A 13,118-nucleotide genomic window follows, 5' to 3' on the forward strand; every position below is an offset into this window, starting at 1 on the left:
TCATAATTGCCTTAAATATTTACAAATTATTTGCGGATATGACGGCAATTGGGCTTGATGTAGGAACAGGTTTTGTCAAATGTGTCTCCGATACAAAGAAAATCAAATTTCCATCGCTTTGTGCATATAGACAGCATGCAATCTGGGAAAGTAAAAAAGGAAAGATTGAGGCTGTGGGCTATGAGGCAGTAAAGATATCTGAATATCCAGATGCTGTGGTGATAAGGCCTGTCATGCTTGGTAGGCCAGTACACGAAAAAGGCTTTGAAGAACTGGTCAAAAAAGCAGTGGAATTGGTCTTACAAAACAACGATGCAATCAGACAAGAATCTGAGTTGGCTAAATTCTGCATGGTCATTGGTTTACCATATGAAGCAAGATCTCATGCTAAAAACATCCAGAAAATGATAACGCGATTATTCCATCCAAAGAGGTGTGATGTAGTACCACAGGTGCTTGGTACCTTGATTGATGTGGATTTATCCTCTGCAATTGTTACAAGTATTGGACAGGGCACAACCGAGATTGTTGCATTCAAGGATTATTCTGCAATCAGGGGCATCTCAATTCATCATGCAGTAAATGACATCAGCTCAAAACTTGGAACTTCTAAAACTGCCTATCTTGATAATGATATCTTCACAAACCCGCAGGTAAATCCACTTGTAACAATGCTTGCAGATTCAATACTTGATGACCTTAATGGGATGCGCCAAGACTTGCAGCACTTGCCAATAGTTGTATCCGGAGGAGGCATCATGATTCCTGGTCTAAAAGAGGCAATAGAAACAAGACTCTCACAGGATATCATCATACCACAGGATCCGGTCATGTCAAACGCGTTGGGCCTATTCAAACTTGCATCTCAGGAATGTTGACCAAATCTGAACGTAGATTTATTCATGACCCGAATTCGGTTTCTAAATCATACAAGGTCGTACTCAAAAGTAGAATCAACAAAAAGATTCGAAGATGTGGTTCTGATCTAAAACTCATTACAGAAAAAAATTCTGAATTACAACTGAACCTTGGAGTTTTTGCTGAACTTTTTTACTATAGTGAACCATTACGGAATTCTGTAATTTCTACAAAGAAAAAACATACTGACGCAAAGAGTCCAAAAATGTCAATTTTGGACATGAACAAGATGGCCTAGTCGTAACTCCTTATAAACAAATTAAATTTTATGCGTAAGCAACACCAGCTTACAAACAAAAAATACCGCATATGTCATTTGGCAACATCGCCACCAATTCTAGAATCTCTTTTGATTTTTTTAATCTACATCCAACAAACAACACAACTCTACATTGATTTGACATGTGATTATTACGGAATTCTGTAATGCTTGGATTGCCCATCTTTTGGGTAAACACCAACTACCAAAAATATCTGCTCGCAGTAAAATTTTCTATTGCAAAAAAATAGAACAAAGTGGATCTTCCACAACATCTAATTTTTTAAAACAAGATGTATGACATCACTACCAACCAGATAATATCACAGACATCAAAGTGCTACACCCATTTTTTACAGGAGGTAAAAAATATGAAAAACATACCACAACTATATGAAACAGAACAAACAGCAGCATCAGACAAAATGATCTATCAGAAATATGAGATACGCACAATTGGCTTTTACTGGCTAATTGCAGAACTTGATAGAAAAACAAACACTGCCTTTGGGTACGCCAATCTGCATGATGATTTCAATGCAGAATGGGGCTACATTTCTATCGAAGAATTGTTAGACAATGGTGCACAACTAATCCAAGATTGGAAGCCCTGTAAATTCAGTGAGGCCATGAAAATGATCAAGGAGGCACAAGGTCAATGATGCCAAAACAAACCATCAAACGAATCTTGAACGCATATGGCAAAGCCATAAACGAAATTCATTCACAGGGAATGACTCTTGATGACTATGATGAAAAAGAGATCATAGACATGGTTCAGGACATCTTGAATCACCCGCATCAACACAGGAGCGAATCTTGATGAAATCATACCCTGATGAACTGACCTTGGATGAATTCGATGACATGCTCTGGACTAGAGAAAAACAGTTTGGGCTTGAAGAGAAAGCCAACATCGAAGAGATAAAAAAATACGCAGAGAAAATCAGTGGCCAGATCTATACACAAGTAGATGGGGATCAAGACAGGATGTATTCCAAAGGTCTCCGATTTGTCAACAGGACTGGAATCTACGAAGTTGTCAGGCTTGACGGATGTGAATCTGACAATTCTTGATGCCATGGCTCTGCGAAAAACAAATGCACAGTATCAAGAAGAAATCCAAATAGGATTTTTCTGACCGAGCCAATTTTCTCCAAACCAGCAATACATAGCATAGGCTATGCGGACTCGGCCGACTGGTGTGAGAGATAAAAAATATGGACCAATTATTCCATGGTACAACACTAGTTGTCACCCAATAGATGCGGACTCAAATCCCATTTCCGGTCCATATGAAATTTTAGAATTCCAGTATTCGGAAACCAATGCAGAACAGCAATCTTCCCTGTGCCAAAATCACAGGATGAACGAGCACATGCTCCTGCAATAATTTTTACAAAAAATGCAGAATGACATCACTACTGGACAGTATAGACCGACTGGAATTCTAGCACAAACCAAAAGGAGGTAGTGTAAATGAATCAAAAAAACATAACAAATGAAATACAATACGCAAAAGGACAGTGCGACATCTGTGAGAAACTTGCCAACATCAGGATACCTGTAGCAGGTTCCGGTGCAAGTGTTTCCTACTTGTGCATCAGTTGCATAGAGGAGAGACAGATTGCAGTGCTCTTGGAATATGTCGAGAAATTTGACATAAAGACGGAGGCGTTGTAGAAATGAGTACAAGAAGCAACATACGAATCCAAAGTGGAAACAGAAAATTCCAGATCTACAGACACTGGGATGGATATCCAGAAGGAGTGGTACCAGACCTACAGGAATTTTTTGCCTGGAACAAAGGTAGGAATGACGACCTATCCTATACAATTGCAAACTTCTTTTATTTCTTCAAAAGAAGTGCAGAAGAAAATGAAGTAGAACAAAGAAAAGAAGACAAAAAGATTGAAGAAATAACAGGTCCAAGCTGGAAAAACCCAACTCATTTGAGCGGAATTCTGACTGGATATGGAATTGTTGAAGCACAAGACCCCGAACCAGAGACATGGATTGAGTGGTTTTACGTGGCAGACCTTGATGAGAGAACCATCACGTGCTATGAAATAGGCAGGACAGACCCACTCGTATGCGAACATGCGGAGCTTGTCTTCCACTCCAAACACCCGTTGGTTGCACCAGAAAAGAGACTGCTAGCAAATGGAATTGCAGTTGTGGGCAACAAATTTGAAGTGCCAAGCAAAACAACGCCAGGACAGACCTATACTGTAACATTGGAACCCGCTCACTGCAATTGCGCAGGTTTCAAGTACAGAAAAACCTGTTCGCATCTAAAGGCTGCAATTGCTGCATCAGGGGAGGCAGTGGCGCAATGACCATACAGAAAGCACTAGAAGAGCTTGGTAATATTGTCAAGCTCTTTTCTAGCCAAGAACTTCCGGAGATGTGCAAGCAGGTCTTTATCAAAAACGTAGGACCATCAAGAAAGTGGTCTTTAGGAAACAGGCTTGTCATGCTGTTGCATGGTACTGCCGACGCTAGAGGATACAGACAGTGGCAGGAATCTGGAAGATATGTCAAGAAAGGTGCAAAAGCATTCTACATCTTGGCGCCAATGATACGACACAAAAAAGTCGTAAACGAAGAAGGCAAGGAAGATGACGTAAAATTTCCTGTCGGATTTATCGGAATACCTGTCTTCCGATATGAAGACACTGAAGGAAAAGCAATTTAAGCATATCAGCCAGTAGAACTCCCACCACTGCTTGATGTAGCAGAAAAGTTTGGAGTCAAGGTAGAATATGGTCCAACTGTATTAGGTGAGGGAGGATCGTATAACTTGGTAACAAATGTAATCAAGTTGAGCCAAGAAAATCCGGACACATTCTTCCATGAACTTGCACACAAGGCACACTCTACATTTGAGAACCTAAAGCCAGTGCAGGATCCAGAACAGGAAACAGTAGCACAACTATCAGCATGTGTCTTGGCCAAGCTGTACGGATATGACGCGACAACTTTTTCCTGGAACTATATCGCATCATATGCAGAAGAAAAATCTCCTGAAGCAGTAGGAAGAATATGCATGAGGGTACTGTCCAAGGTCCAAAAGGTAATCACCTTGATCATTGAGACACATGAACAAAAGAATGCAGAAATTACTGCATAAAGTCTAGAAGATTAATTCAAGAAAATATCTAGACCTTAAAAACAAACGTCTCTTCTTTGGCATGTACAATTTTGACATGGAAAAGATAACGCAGTTCGAGCCAAGACCTGCATTGAAATTCTGGAATCCTACCTTGGATTTTGTTGGCATCATAGAATGCTTGGGTGAGATCAGGCATATCGTAAAGACAGGCAACATGAAATCAGACGTAGATGTTGTTGATGTCAGGATCCTCCAGGGAATAGAGACCATAGAAGAGATCTATGAAGAGATGGGCAGGGAAAAAACAAAGACAAGCCAAAAAGAGTATGCAAATGAAGAGCGCACTCTAACTTTGGCAAAATCTGTGTTGCGTACTGCCATGCCACATCTTGCACCACTCACAGGCAAGAAAATATTCATAGCCGGAAAGGGCAAAAAATCAGGCAAGAACTTCAAGTATGATGACTATATTGTACTGGAAGAGTCTGACGCACGAAAAGTGGGTCTGATACGTTGAGACTTGATTCTTGCAGGTCATGCGGATCAGATCAGATTCCATGCACGAGATGTGTAGTATGCCGAGAACCCATCGTATTTTTTTGCCAGACTTGTACTGATGTGGATTCAAAGCTACACATGCATTTTTGAGAAGAGATGGAACATAATATGATCTAAGGACAAAAATAAATGCAAAATGGGTGGGCAAGTCTCAGGTATGAGAAAACCTGTTACAATACTTTCAGTATGTAACACGGTAGCCCATCCCAATTATTTCCTTAAATCCAATAGGATTATCTTTCGGTGTTGGAAATCATTCTCCAGAAACAAAGGTCGCGAGTCAACAATGGTAGCAATTACTACAAGTATCGTATAACAATACCAGTACAAATTGTAGAGCAACTCCAATTAAAGAAGGGTGAGAAACTTGATGTCTCCATACTGAGAAATGTTATTGTAATCCGAAAAAATATTTAATAAAAAACTACATCAAAAATATATAATTCACAATTTTCTTGTTGCCCATATCTTTTATAGCTGACTTTCTTTTTTCTTTTAAATTATTTAGACTGTCTAACGACGTTTTCTTTTTACAAACTTGTGATCTCTTCCAGTTTTGATATCATTACCAGTTTAACACGTAAATTATTTCCAAATATTAAATCACGTTTCCTTGCTGTTTATTTATTATACAATCATTTCTTATCTGTGAGATATTCTGACAGTATAGCTCTTACCGTTTCAGGAACTGTTTCTATCATGCGTCTTTTCATCTCTTTTTCCAGCTTTGCCCCCATCTCATCTGTTACTGTCAACAAGTATTTTTTTGCCATATTTTTTAGTACAGTATCTATTTACAGCATCATATCTATAAATATTTTTAAATATTACATCCTGGTATATAGAATAGAGAACTATATGACATCCCAGACCAAAAAGAGACATTTTTCCCAAAGGAGCGTATTGGTATCATGATCTCCCTTCCTGCAGGCGTTAAAATAATCAAGTTTTACGATGCCGAGATGCAAAAAATAGGCAAAGGCATACTGTATCTACTAAACAATGGAATCATGTTTGAAAAGAAGGGAGAGGGTGTCAAGTTTGAGACTAATTTCGATTATCTAGCAAGTTTTGAAGCAACAAAAAAGGACAAGTTGCTTGTAGTGATTCGCACATCAGACGGCCGCAAGTCAGTTGAGTTTAAAGTGAATCTTGCCAATCAAGTCGAGCATGATATCACTCAGGTAAATCAAGAGTATGCTAGAAACACTCCACCAGATTTCATATCTGATATAAAAAATATTGAAAACCATGATGACAAATTCGATCAGAATGCACATTCACTTTCAGAGGCGCTCTGGTTCCAAAAGAATCAGAAAGATATTGAGAAATTCCTCAAACCTGAAAGAGTATCTTATCTTAATGAGTACATCAAGAACGCAAAAATCGGAACTCCAGATGTAGATCCGTATTTGTTACTGATAGATCATGAGAATCTAACTTACAAAGACTTTGTAGATTTGTCTGGATTTTTGAAGTGGAGATATAATACCATGACAGACAAAGAAGTAAATATGATAATTGATGTGTTTAGAGACTTTGATAATTTCTCTGTTAGTACACTTGAGATGGATGTACAAATCTGTCAACCGCTTGAATTAAAATTCAAAAAAGATGGATATAGTTTATACCAGTTTGTTGCTATTGTTGCAAGAGAAAAATTAGAAAGTAACAAGGATCGACCCCAAACTCCATCTCAAATTTAAAAAACATCCCAAAAAAATTACTGAGATTTTAATTTATCATGTACTTAGTTAATGTTTGAGATTTATCGTTCTGATGTAATGACCTTTCAACTTTGAAATTTTGAATAAAGTCCTTAACATTATCACTAGTCAGGCCGCCCATCTTCTCCAGATTGTAAGATATGTTTGCAAGCTTTTGAGGTTCAAACCCATGATTTACAATTGTTGCAGATACTGCTTTTGCAAAACTCTGTGTATCCCTGACTGGAACAGATTTGAAATATTGATGATCCAATATTTTAGAATAATTACCAGTCTCGATGGACTCATGTGCTAGATTTAACAAAGTAGTTCCGTTTTGCAGGTGTATTCCTGCTTGCTCTTCTGGGACTGGAATGGTTGCAAGCCTAGTCATCACTCCTGCTGAATTTTCTGTAAGGGCATGATCTACAACTGGCTGTATCACTGAATTGCCGTATTGGTGTGCCACGTCTTGTGACGTTTTCATAATTTGAGAGCCAGCGCCTCGCATATCATATGCCAAGTCTTTTGCACCTACGCGTCTTAGGGCATGAGAGCCAACATTTGACAAACCTTGTGCAATACCGCCAAACCCTCCTGCCAATCCTCCTCCCATTGCAGCTTTTACCATGCCAATGCCTGATATTGACTGGCCCATCTCTGCTGCCCCTTGCTGTGCAGACATTGCAGCACCATATGCACCGCTTCCAATTCCTCTTCCACCTTGAATTGCCATCATTCCCATCATGCCTCCAAAGCCTGTAGCTGTTGATGCCATTGACGTTATGGAACTAAACAAGGAACCAAGAAGTGGAACTAAAATTGTTGGAATAAATGTTGAAAGTGTAAGCACTGCAACAGACGCAAACCATTGCTCTTCTACTGGATGAGTTGTTATACCACCAAGGTATGCTGCACCTGTTACCATGACAAGTGCTGAAAATATTGGAACAAGTGAGAGGCCAAACAAAGTATCATAGAGTCTTTTTGTTATTCCCTGGAACCATGGCACAAGTGAGAGTATCATGATAACAGGTAGTCCTGCAATCAATACTGCTGTTAGCACCTGTCTTATTGCTGCAAACATGTATGTCAAAAATGACAGTATTAGTGAAAGTATCGACCCAATTGCACCAAGTATCAAAGCTTTTCCTTGATCTGAGAAAGTAGATAAAATATCCGAACCGTTGAATAATTGTACAAGATTATTTAGAACTGAATTGTCTACCTGCGGTACTTTACCTTGTGATATTCCCATTCCGTTGATATCGTCAAATACCTTGACAACAGAATCAGGAGTCTGGCCTGTATTTGCAGGATCCATTATTGCTTTTGATCCTAATTCAATTACACTAGCATACAGGTCCCAAATTGGAGGAAAGCCAAATAAAATTACAAAGTATAATGTACCTTTTGAAATAATTCCAAATGCTGTTGATGCAGGAACAACTTCTATCTGTTCTAGCATGAATAAAATTCCAGCTATCATCAAGACTGCTGCAATTGCCCAAATTATTCCAGACCGTAACATGTTGTAAACTGAGAGGAGCGAATCTGTCTTGTCGTGTATTGTATCAGGATAATCTCCTGTCGTGCTGAACTTTGGCATGCTCGTTGTAAGTGAAACATAGGAATTTTCCAATGTAGTCATGAAGACCTTGCCTACACCAATCATTATGGCAATGATGGCAATAGTTGATATCAGAATTATAATCGAGTCTAACCCAAATCCATTTCTTGATTTAAACACAAAATCAATAGGTAACGTACTTTTAAAGCGGCAAGCTTGAGTGTTTTACTAGTTTCATGGCAAGTTTACACTTCCATCCTACGGAAGAATTTTCTGCTCTACGATGGAAGTAATTTCTAACTCTTCAGGTTCTAGGACTCGAATGTGTATAAGACTAGAATATTACAAGAAATAAAACAAGTGCAACTAGCATAAATGGTAAAAGTGGGAATGCCGATGATACATAACCTGTAAAATCACCTGCAAAATCTTCATCGGGGTTTGGTTTGAAATGAAATGAAAACTTGTCACCTGTCTGTGATGGTATAACAAACTTTTCGTAGCTTCTTTTCCTATGCATGGTAAGAAATGCAAGTATCTTACGATGTAATTTTTCATTGATTCCATGAAATAGATTGCCATGTAACATGTCTGAAAGATTGTATGCAATATTGTAAAACGTACCAAATAGTCCTAGCAATAGAGTTGTTGCCAGTGCAACTAGTACTGAAACTGGCATCTCATTGAATATGGGAAATACAACTGCAAGTGCAATTATGGCAAGCCCGTCTGCCTGACCAAATGCTTTTGTGAGAAACCATGTTGTCCCAATTATTGTACCTATGACCAGAAAAAAAATGGTAGTAAAAGATGGCAGCGGGGCTAGAAAATATAATACAATTCCAGGGATTGCAAAAATCAACCAGATTCTATCGTCTACTTGACGTGTCTTTATGTCAAAATATGATGCTACTGATAACATTGTCAATGCCATGATCTGTCTTAGAACAAGTATGGTGCTGGGCTCTAGCATGGGAAGAAAAATTGTATTTCTTTTTAACACAGGTTTTTGGCATACTATAATTTAAAAAATGGACGGAAGATATGGGGAAATCAAAATGGCAATGATTACTATGATTGCTGTAATTGCCACATTTTTTGTATCCTTGAGGGTAAACATGCTGATCTTGGTAAAGACAAATCCCATGGCCAGTGATGATATCACTATTACAATGTTGATGGCATCTACAAACTCTGGTGTTATGGCAAATGCACCACCTACTCCCAAATTGCTAAAAAATGACAAGTTCGAACTCATCTTTGTTAGCAATGAGATAGACGTCTTTGACACAAAAACCATGATGATTGGACCAATGTACACTAGCAACATTTGCATACGTAATGCAGACATTGTTGATTTTTTTGTAGTGGTAACATCTGACACAAATCTGGTCAGGTGTTCAAGAGTCAATGGTGTTCCCCCTCCAGTGTCTGCAAGTTTTCCTAAAATAAATAACACTAGTTTGGTTATCCATGACTTGTCTTCTATGCCAGCAATGCCAGATAGTGTTGCGCCAGATTTTAACTGCGAATAAATCATTCCAAACAATTCATTAAAATATTTATTATATTTTCGCGTTCCATACAGTCTGTATAGCGATATTGTCATATCATATCCTATCTTTCTATACTCTGTTACATCTCGGAGAAATTCAGGTAATGCATTTTCAATATTTTTGATTCGCAAAAATTGCGGTGTTGTGTTAAACATGTTTGCCAATGCAAACCCCAGCACACTTGATGTGATTACAAGCCAGGGTGCTTGGCGCAGAGCTGACATGGCAATTGCAATTATTATAGCAACCACAAAGGCAAGATTTCCAATTGTTATCTTGTTCAAATTTCTTGGCTGTGCAGAATCTATCATGACAATTAATCCCATACTCATCATGGGAATTCCTATTACGCCTACAAGCAAGAGAAGTGTAACAGATCCCCCCGGTAAAAGAAATGAAGTTGCAATCAAAAATGTAGGCATTATCAAAAGTATTATCAACAATATCTCGCCAAAGGTTGTTGCAGTTCCCAAGTATCTCTTGAGATCTTCTTTTAGGGATTCAAAGAAGGATTCAGCTTCTCTCTCAATTAGATTTGTAAGATCTCCACCTGTCTGTGCCGTTGCTACATAACTCAAAAGAAATGACTGAAATGCCCTGTTTGGGTGATGCAGTGCTATATCATTGAGGGCCTCAAAGATGTCCATCGCAAACATGGTGACATTACGATAAGCCATCTTGGCATCAGTTTCTATAATCTCAAACAGCCCATTGTCTATGATTTCAACTAGCGAGTCATACAGCGTTTTTTCTACACTTTGCATTATTGATGCATATTTTGTAAAATATGCCAGTTCGTGGTTGATTGCCGTCTCACGTTTTGATTTGGCAAGTCCGAGTGCCATTCTTGGATAAAACATGATTCCCATTGGTAGTATGATGAGGACAAAAAATAATGGAGTTACCAGGATTCCTAATGCAATGGCAACTGGAAGTATGATGATAACAAACAAGACAGAAAATGACATGCTCTTTTTTATCATGTTAAGCGAGTTTGCAGGCTTGCCTGACATCCGAATCTCGCTTTCAATCTGACTGCCAAGTTTTTTCTGTAATTTTTGAAATATTGGTATATCAAGTATTGGTTTTGAGATAAAAATTGGTAGGTTGATTGACAAAGGAATTATTCTGGCAGATGGTTTTTTTGTATTTGGTGTGTTTAATTTTTGAAACAAATGGAATTTATAAAATTTCTCAACGAGTTTTTTCCAATCAAACTTTTTTGATGTACGTTTTACTAAAATGATTAGCAACCCTGCTGTTGAAATCCCAAAGACGGCCAGATTATTGAACGCCAATGATAGCCAGATTATTGCAACAAGGGCAACTATTACATGATTATAATTCACACATTACAACAAGATGTGATTAAAAAGATAAAATCCAAAGGTTCTGGGTTCTGGTTTAAAAACAATATGGCATTTGACCGTTGATGTATAAGCATCAAAAAAGAAAAGCAATGTCGCAATCAATGGAAATAGCATTGATTATTGGAGTCGTAATTGCTATCGTGGGAGTTGTTGCATTCTCTGTTACTGGAGGAGTGCAATCGTTGGTACAACGCACATCAGTCAGTATCTCTCACAGTGAATTTACAAAGACCTTCAATGGGACATACTATCTTACCGTTGATGTCAAAAACGATGGCAACAAAAAACTGACCAGCTTAACTGCCCAAGTGCAAGATTCTGTACCATATACTCTTGCTCCATTGCCTCTAATACCTGGTCAGACAGCAAGCTATTCTGGTAAAGTAATTCCAATTCCAGCCAATCCTACATCTGGAACCCAATTACCCTTGATTGTAAAAGCCATATCCGATGATGGGTCGGTGACATCAAAGACCGGATCGTTGTTTGCTCCATAGCAAAATCCCTTTTATTTTATTTTTTTTCATGATGTAATTGAGAAACCTGGAGATCCTGTGGTTTGAAGATGTAAGTGCATTAAACGAACCAGTACTGTCTTTTCCTATAATTGGGAGAATTTCTATGAGGCAATTTTTCATTTTGGGTCTTGCTTCAATGATATCTTATTTGATATTTTCAAGTTCACACAGCATATTTGCTGTAATTCCTGAAGGGATTGGAGCATTCTTGGCGCTAACAAAACCAAAAGTTACCTCATCAGAGCAAATGGTAATCTCCATGGTTTTATTTTTCATGGGGAGACATTATGATACTGGAAACAAAAAGAAAAAGGCAAAGAGCAAAAAGTTATCAAGTTCAAGTAAAAAACTCGGTCTTGCCGATTCATTAATTGAGGATTCGCAAGAAAATGAGATTAGGACCATCACAGTGTCAGATCTTTCAAGACCGTATAGATTCAAGGTTAAACTTGTAGGTCCAACTGGAAAGGTTCTTGCTAACAAGAAATCCAAAGTATATCTTGATGGAACTTACTTGGATGCATTGACTACTGATATCAACGGGGAATTGGAAACTATAGTCATACCAAAAACTCAAGGCAAAAAAAACATTACAGTTTGTGTAGATGAACAAGTTGAACCAGTATTTTTAGAAACCATCGAAGTGAAAATGCACCAAGAAAATCTGGCTTAAATAATTCATTATTTTATGATATCATGTTAGACCACGCCGCTGGCGAAGAAGTAAACATGAGCAACAAGTATTCAAAAATGATGATAGCTGCTATTGGAGGTCTTGTACTGATACTGATTGCACCAACATTGCTAAGTTACATAGCTGGTGTCGATATAACATCAGGCAAGGTAAATACATCTGATGCCACTGCATTAATTCCACCAGATCTATTGAAACGCACCTTTGGAGCAGGTCAGCTTATCGGAGGTATAATTGCAGCCATAGTTCTTGCCATAGGTGGAATCAAGCTAGAGTTAAAAAAAAGATTAGCACCTCGCTTGGATTTGCCCCACTGATATTACTTGGAGTTGGCATTTCATTTCCTTGGTGGCTATCCCTTTCATTTTTCACATTTTGGCTGACATTCTTTTTATTGGATGTCAAAAGCACAGTTGGATTCAACGAATTTATAAAATATGAGACAAATGTAATGGTACGATTATTTTCTCGTAGATTTACCCCTAAACAATCACTGGTACTTCAAATTCTATTTGAAATTGTCATTATTTTCTCAGGGTCTATTTTTGATCTTAGACTTGATATGTCACCTGCAGGCATCATTGCTCTGGTTTTTGGGATTACACACATGACGGCATGGCGTTCAAACAAAGAATTTGTTGTTACGTAATTATGCGTCCAATCAGACTTTTCAATTCTATAAAAGTTTTGGATTTGAATTAATAAGACAAAGAGAAATCAAAACTATCCAAGATTTAGTTTTCTGGTTAAAGACTTGTTTATTACAATCATGTCATTAAAACTGCTGTATGGATGTTGTTGGTGATAAGAGGGACTTTAATCCTGTGTATGAAGATCTTTCTGATGGACCAATA

19 protein-coding genes are annotated in these 13,118 nt (G+C 38.1%); 15 read left to right on the forward strand and 4 right to left on the reverse strand.

Features of this window, described 5'->3' with window-relative positions; genetic code table 11:
• The first annotated feature begins 38 nt into the window (after positions 1-38).
• The 11 genes from BQ3481_RS11295 to BQ3481_RS11345 all read left to right on the forward strand — a co-directional run bounded on the left by BQ3481_RS11295 (position 39) and on the right by BQ3481_RS11345 (position 5,267).
• The gene (locus tag BQ3481_RS11295) at positions 39-878 is read left to right on the forward strand and encodes a ParM/StbA family protein (RefSeq protein ID WP_157928353.1); all 840 of its coding nucleotides are present in this window, start codon (positions 39-41) and stop codon (positions 876-878) included.
• Positions 872-1,156, forward strand: a complete 285-nt coding sequence (locus BQ3481_RS11300; protein ID WP_157928354.1) for a hypothetical protein — start codon at positions 872-874, stop codon at positions 1,154-1,156. Before BQ3481_RS11295 ends, BQ3481_RS11300 begins: the two co-directional genes overlap by 7 nt.
• Before the next feature lie 392 nt (positions 1,157-1,548).
• Positions 1,549-1,839 (forward strand): hypothetical protein, encoded by a 291-nt coding sequence (locus tag BQ3481_RS11305; RefSeq protein ID WP_157928355.1) that lies wholly within the window; start codon positions 1,549-1,551, stop codon positions 1,837-1,839.
• Entirely contained in the window at positions 1,836-2,000 is a 165-nt protein-coding gene (locus tag BQ3481_RS11310; RefSeq protein WP_157928356.1) for a hypothetical protein, read from the forward strand. The genes BQ3481_RS11305 and BQ3481_RS11310 overlap by 4 nt, the downstream gene beginning before the upstream one ends.
• Entirely contained in the window at positions 2,000-2,254 is a 255-nt protein-coding gene (locus BQ3481_RS11315) for a hypothetical protein (RefSeq protein ID WP_157928357.1), read from the forward strand. Before BQ3481_RS11310 ends, BQ3481_RS11315 begins: the two co-directional genes overlap by 1 nt.
• 402 nt (positions 2,255-2,656) lie before the next feature.
• The gene (locus BQ3481_RS11320; protein WP_157928358.1) at positions 2,657-2,860 is read left to right on the forward strand and encodes a hypothetical protein; all 204 of its coding nucleotides are present in this window, start codon (positions 2,657-2,659) and stop codon (positions 2,858-2,860) included.
• Positions 2,861-2,862: 2 nt separating this feature from the next.
• Positions 2,863-3,516, forward strand: coding sequence for an SWIM zinc finger family protein (locus BQ3481_RS11325; protein ID WP_157928359.1), 654 nt, complete (start codon positions 2,863-2,865; stop codon positions 3,514-3,516).
• A complete protein-coding gene (locus tag BQ3481_RS11330; RefSeq protein WP_157928360.1) occupies positions 3,513-3,875 on the forward strand; it encodes an ArdC family protein in 363 nt (120 codons plus the stop codon). The genes BQ3481_RS11325 and BQ3481_RS11330 overlap by 4 nt, the downstream gene beginning before the upstream one ends.
• Before the next feature lie 105 nt (positions 3,876-3,980).
• Positions 3,981-4,310, forward strand: coding sequence for a hypothetical protein (locus BQ3481_RS11335; protein WP_157928361.1), 330 nt, complete (start codon positions 3,981-3,983; stop codon positions 4,308-4,310).
• Positions 4,311-4,386: 76 nt separating this feature from the next.
• Positions 4,387-4,809, forward strand: coding sequence for a hypothetical protein (locus BQ3481_RS11340; RefSeq protein WP_157928362.1), 423 nt, complete (start codon positions 4,387-4,389; stop codon positions 4,807-4,809).
• 284 nt (positions 4,810-5,093) lie between these two features.
• Positions 5,094-5,267 carry an AbrB/MazE/SpoVT family DNA-binding domain-containing protein gene (locus BQ3481_RS11345; protein ID WP_157928363.1) on the forward strand — a complete coding sequence of 58 codons (174 nt, stop codon included), beginning with the start codon at positions 5,094-5,096 and terminating at the stop codon, positions 5,265-5,267.
• Between the two features lie 218 nt (positions 5,268-5,485).
• Here BQ3481_RS11345 and BQ3481_RS11925 read toward each other — a convergent pair whose 3' ends face one another.
• A complete protein-coding gene (locus BQ3481_RS11925; protein ID WP_255408314.1) occupies positions 5,486-5,608 on the reverse strand; it encodes a hypothetical protein in 123 nt (40 codons plus the stop codon).
• A gap of 153 nt (positions 5,609-5,761) precedes the next feature.
• Here BQ3481_RS11925 and BQ3481_RS11350 point away from each other — a divergent pair, with 153 nt between their 5' ends.
• Positions 5,762-6,556, forward strand: a complete 795-nt coding sequence (locus BQ3481_RS11350; protein WP_157928364.1) for a hypothetical protein — start codon at positions 5,762-5,764, stop codon at positions 6,554-6,556.
• Positions 6,557-6,584: 28 nt separating this feature from the next.
• Here BQ3481_RS11350 and BQ3481_RS11355 read toward each other — a convergent pair whose 3' ends face one another.
• From BQ3481_RS11355 to BQ3481_RS11365, 3 genes are all read right to left on the reverse strand, one after another.
• On the reverse strand, positions 6,585-8,306 hold the full coding sequence (locus BQ3481_RS11355; RefSeq protein ID WP_157928365.1) for a hypothetical protein: 1,722 nt from the start codon (positions 8,304-8,306) through the stop codon (positions 6,585-6,587).
• 154 nt (positions 8,307-8,460) lie between these two features.
• Positions 8,461-9,129: a prepilin peptidase gene (locus BQ3481_RS11360; protein ID WP_157928366.1), complete on the reverse strand. Its 669-nt coding sequence runs from the start codon at positions 9,127-9,129 to the stop codon at positions 8,461-8,463.
• Between the two features lie 21 nt (positions 9,130-9,150).
• Positions 9,151-11,031: a type II secretion system F family protein gene (locus tag BQ3481_RS11365; protein WP_157928367.1), complete on the reverse strand. Its 1,881-nt coding sequence runs from the start codon at positions 11,029-11,031 to the stop codon at positions 9,151-9,153.
• Between the two features lie 83 nt (positions 11,032-11,114).
• On the opposite strand from BQ3481_RS11365, the gene BQ3481_RS11370 reads away from it, so the two are divergent.
• From BQ3481_RS11370 to BQ3481_RS11380, 3 genes are read left to right on the forward strand one after another with little or no spacing between them, the layout of a single operon-like run.
• Positions 11,115-11,549 carry a hypothetical protein gene (locus tag BQ3481_RS11370; RefSeq protein ID WP_157928368.1) on the forward strand — a complete coding sequence of 145 codons (435 nt, stop codon included), beginning with the start codon at positions 11,115-11,117 and terminating at the stop codon, positions 11,547-11,549.
• 37 nt (positions 11,550-11,586) lie between these two features.
• Positions 11,587-12,243, forward strand: coding sequence for a hypothetical protein (locus BQ3481_RS11375; protein ID WP_157928369.1), 657 nt, complete (start codon positions 11,587-11,589; stop codon positions 12,241-12,243).
• Between the two features lie 23 nt (positions 12,244-12,266).
• Positions 12,267-12,581 (forward strand): hypothetical protein, encoded by a 315-nt coding sequence (locus BQ3481_RS11380; protein ID WP_157928370.1) that lies wholly within the window; start codon positions 12,267-12,269, stop codon positions 12,579-12,581.
• Positions 12,582-13,118 lie beyond the last annotated feature (537 nt).

This window comes from Candidatus Nitrosotalea okcheonensis (assembly GCF_900177045.1).
In the GTDB taxonomy this organism is placed as follows: domain Archaea; phylum Thermoproteota; class Nitrososphaeria; order Nitrososphaerales; family Nitrosopumilaceae; genus Nitrosotalea; species Nitrosotalea okcheonensis.

Bases quoted from the DNA above. Each gene is read 5' to 3' on its own strand.
- BQ3481_RS11295 (WP_157928353.1), top strand. From the start codon at position 39: ATGACGGCAATTGGGCTTGATGTAGGAACAGGTTTTGTCAAATGTGTC.
- BQ3481_RS11370 (WP_157928368.1), top strand. From the start codon at position 11,115: ATGTATAAGCATCAAAAAAGAAAAGCAATGTCGCAATCAATGGAAATA.
- BQ3481_RS11340 (WP_157928362.1), top strand. From the start codon at position 4,387: ATGGAAAAGATAACGCAGTTCGAGCCAAGACCTGCATTGAAATTCTGG.
- BQ3481_RS11305 (WP_157928355.1), top strand. From the start codon at position 1,549: ATGAAAAACATACCACAACTATATGAAACAGAACAAACAGCAGCATCA.
- BQ3481_RS11320 (WP_157928358.1), top strand. From the start codon at position 2,657: ATGAATCAAAAAAACATAACAAATGAAATACAATACGCAAAAGGACAG.
- BQ3481_RS11380 (WP_157928370.1), top strand. From the start codon at position 12,267: ATGTTAGACCACGCCGCTGGCGAAGAAGTAAACATGAGCAACAAGTAT.
- BQ3481_RS11315 (WP_157928357.1), top strand. From the start codon at position 2,000: ATGAAATCATACCCTGATGAACTGACCTTGGATGAATTCGATGACATG.
- BQ3481_RS11300 (WP_157928354.1), top strand. From the start codon at position 872: ATGTTGACCAAATCTGAACGTAGATTTATTCATGACCCGAATTCGGTT.
- BQ3481_RS11350 (WP_157928364.1), top strand. From the start codon at position 5,762: ATGATCTCCCTTCCTGCAGGCGTTAAAATAATCAAGTTTTACGATGCC.
- BQ3481_RS11330 (WP_157928360.1), top strand. From the start codon at position 3,513: ATGACCATACAGAAAGCACTAGAAGAGCTTGGTAATATTGTCAAGCTC.
- BQ3481_RS11310 (WP_157928356.1), top strand. From the start codon at position 1,836: ATGATGCCAAAACAAACCATCAAACGAATCTTGAACGCATATGGCAAA.
- BQ3481_RS11325 (WP_157928359.1), top strand. From the start codon at position 2,863: ATGAGTACAAGAAGCAACATACGAATCCAAAGTGGAAACAGAAAATTC.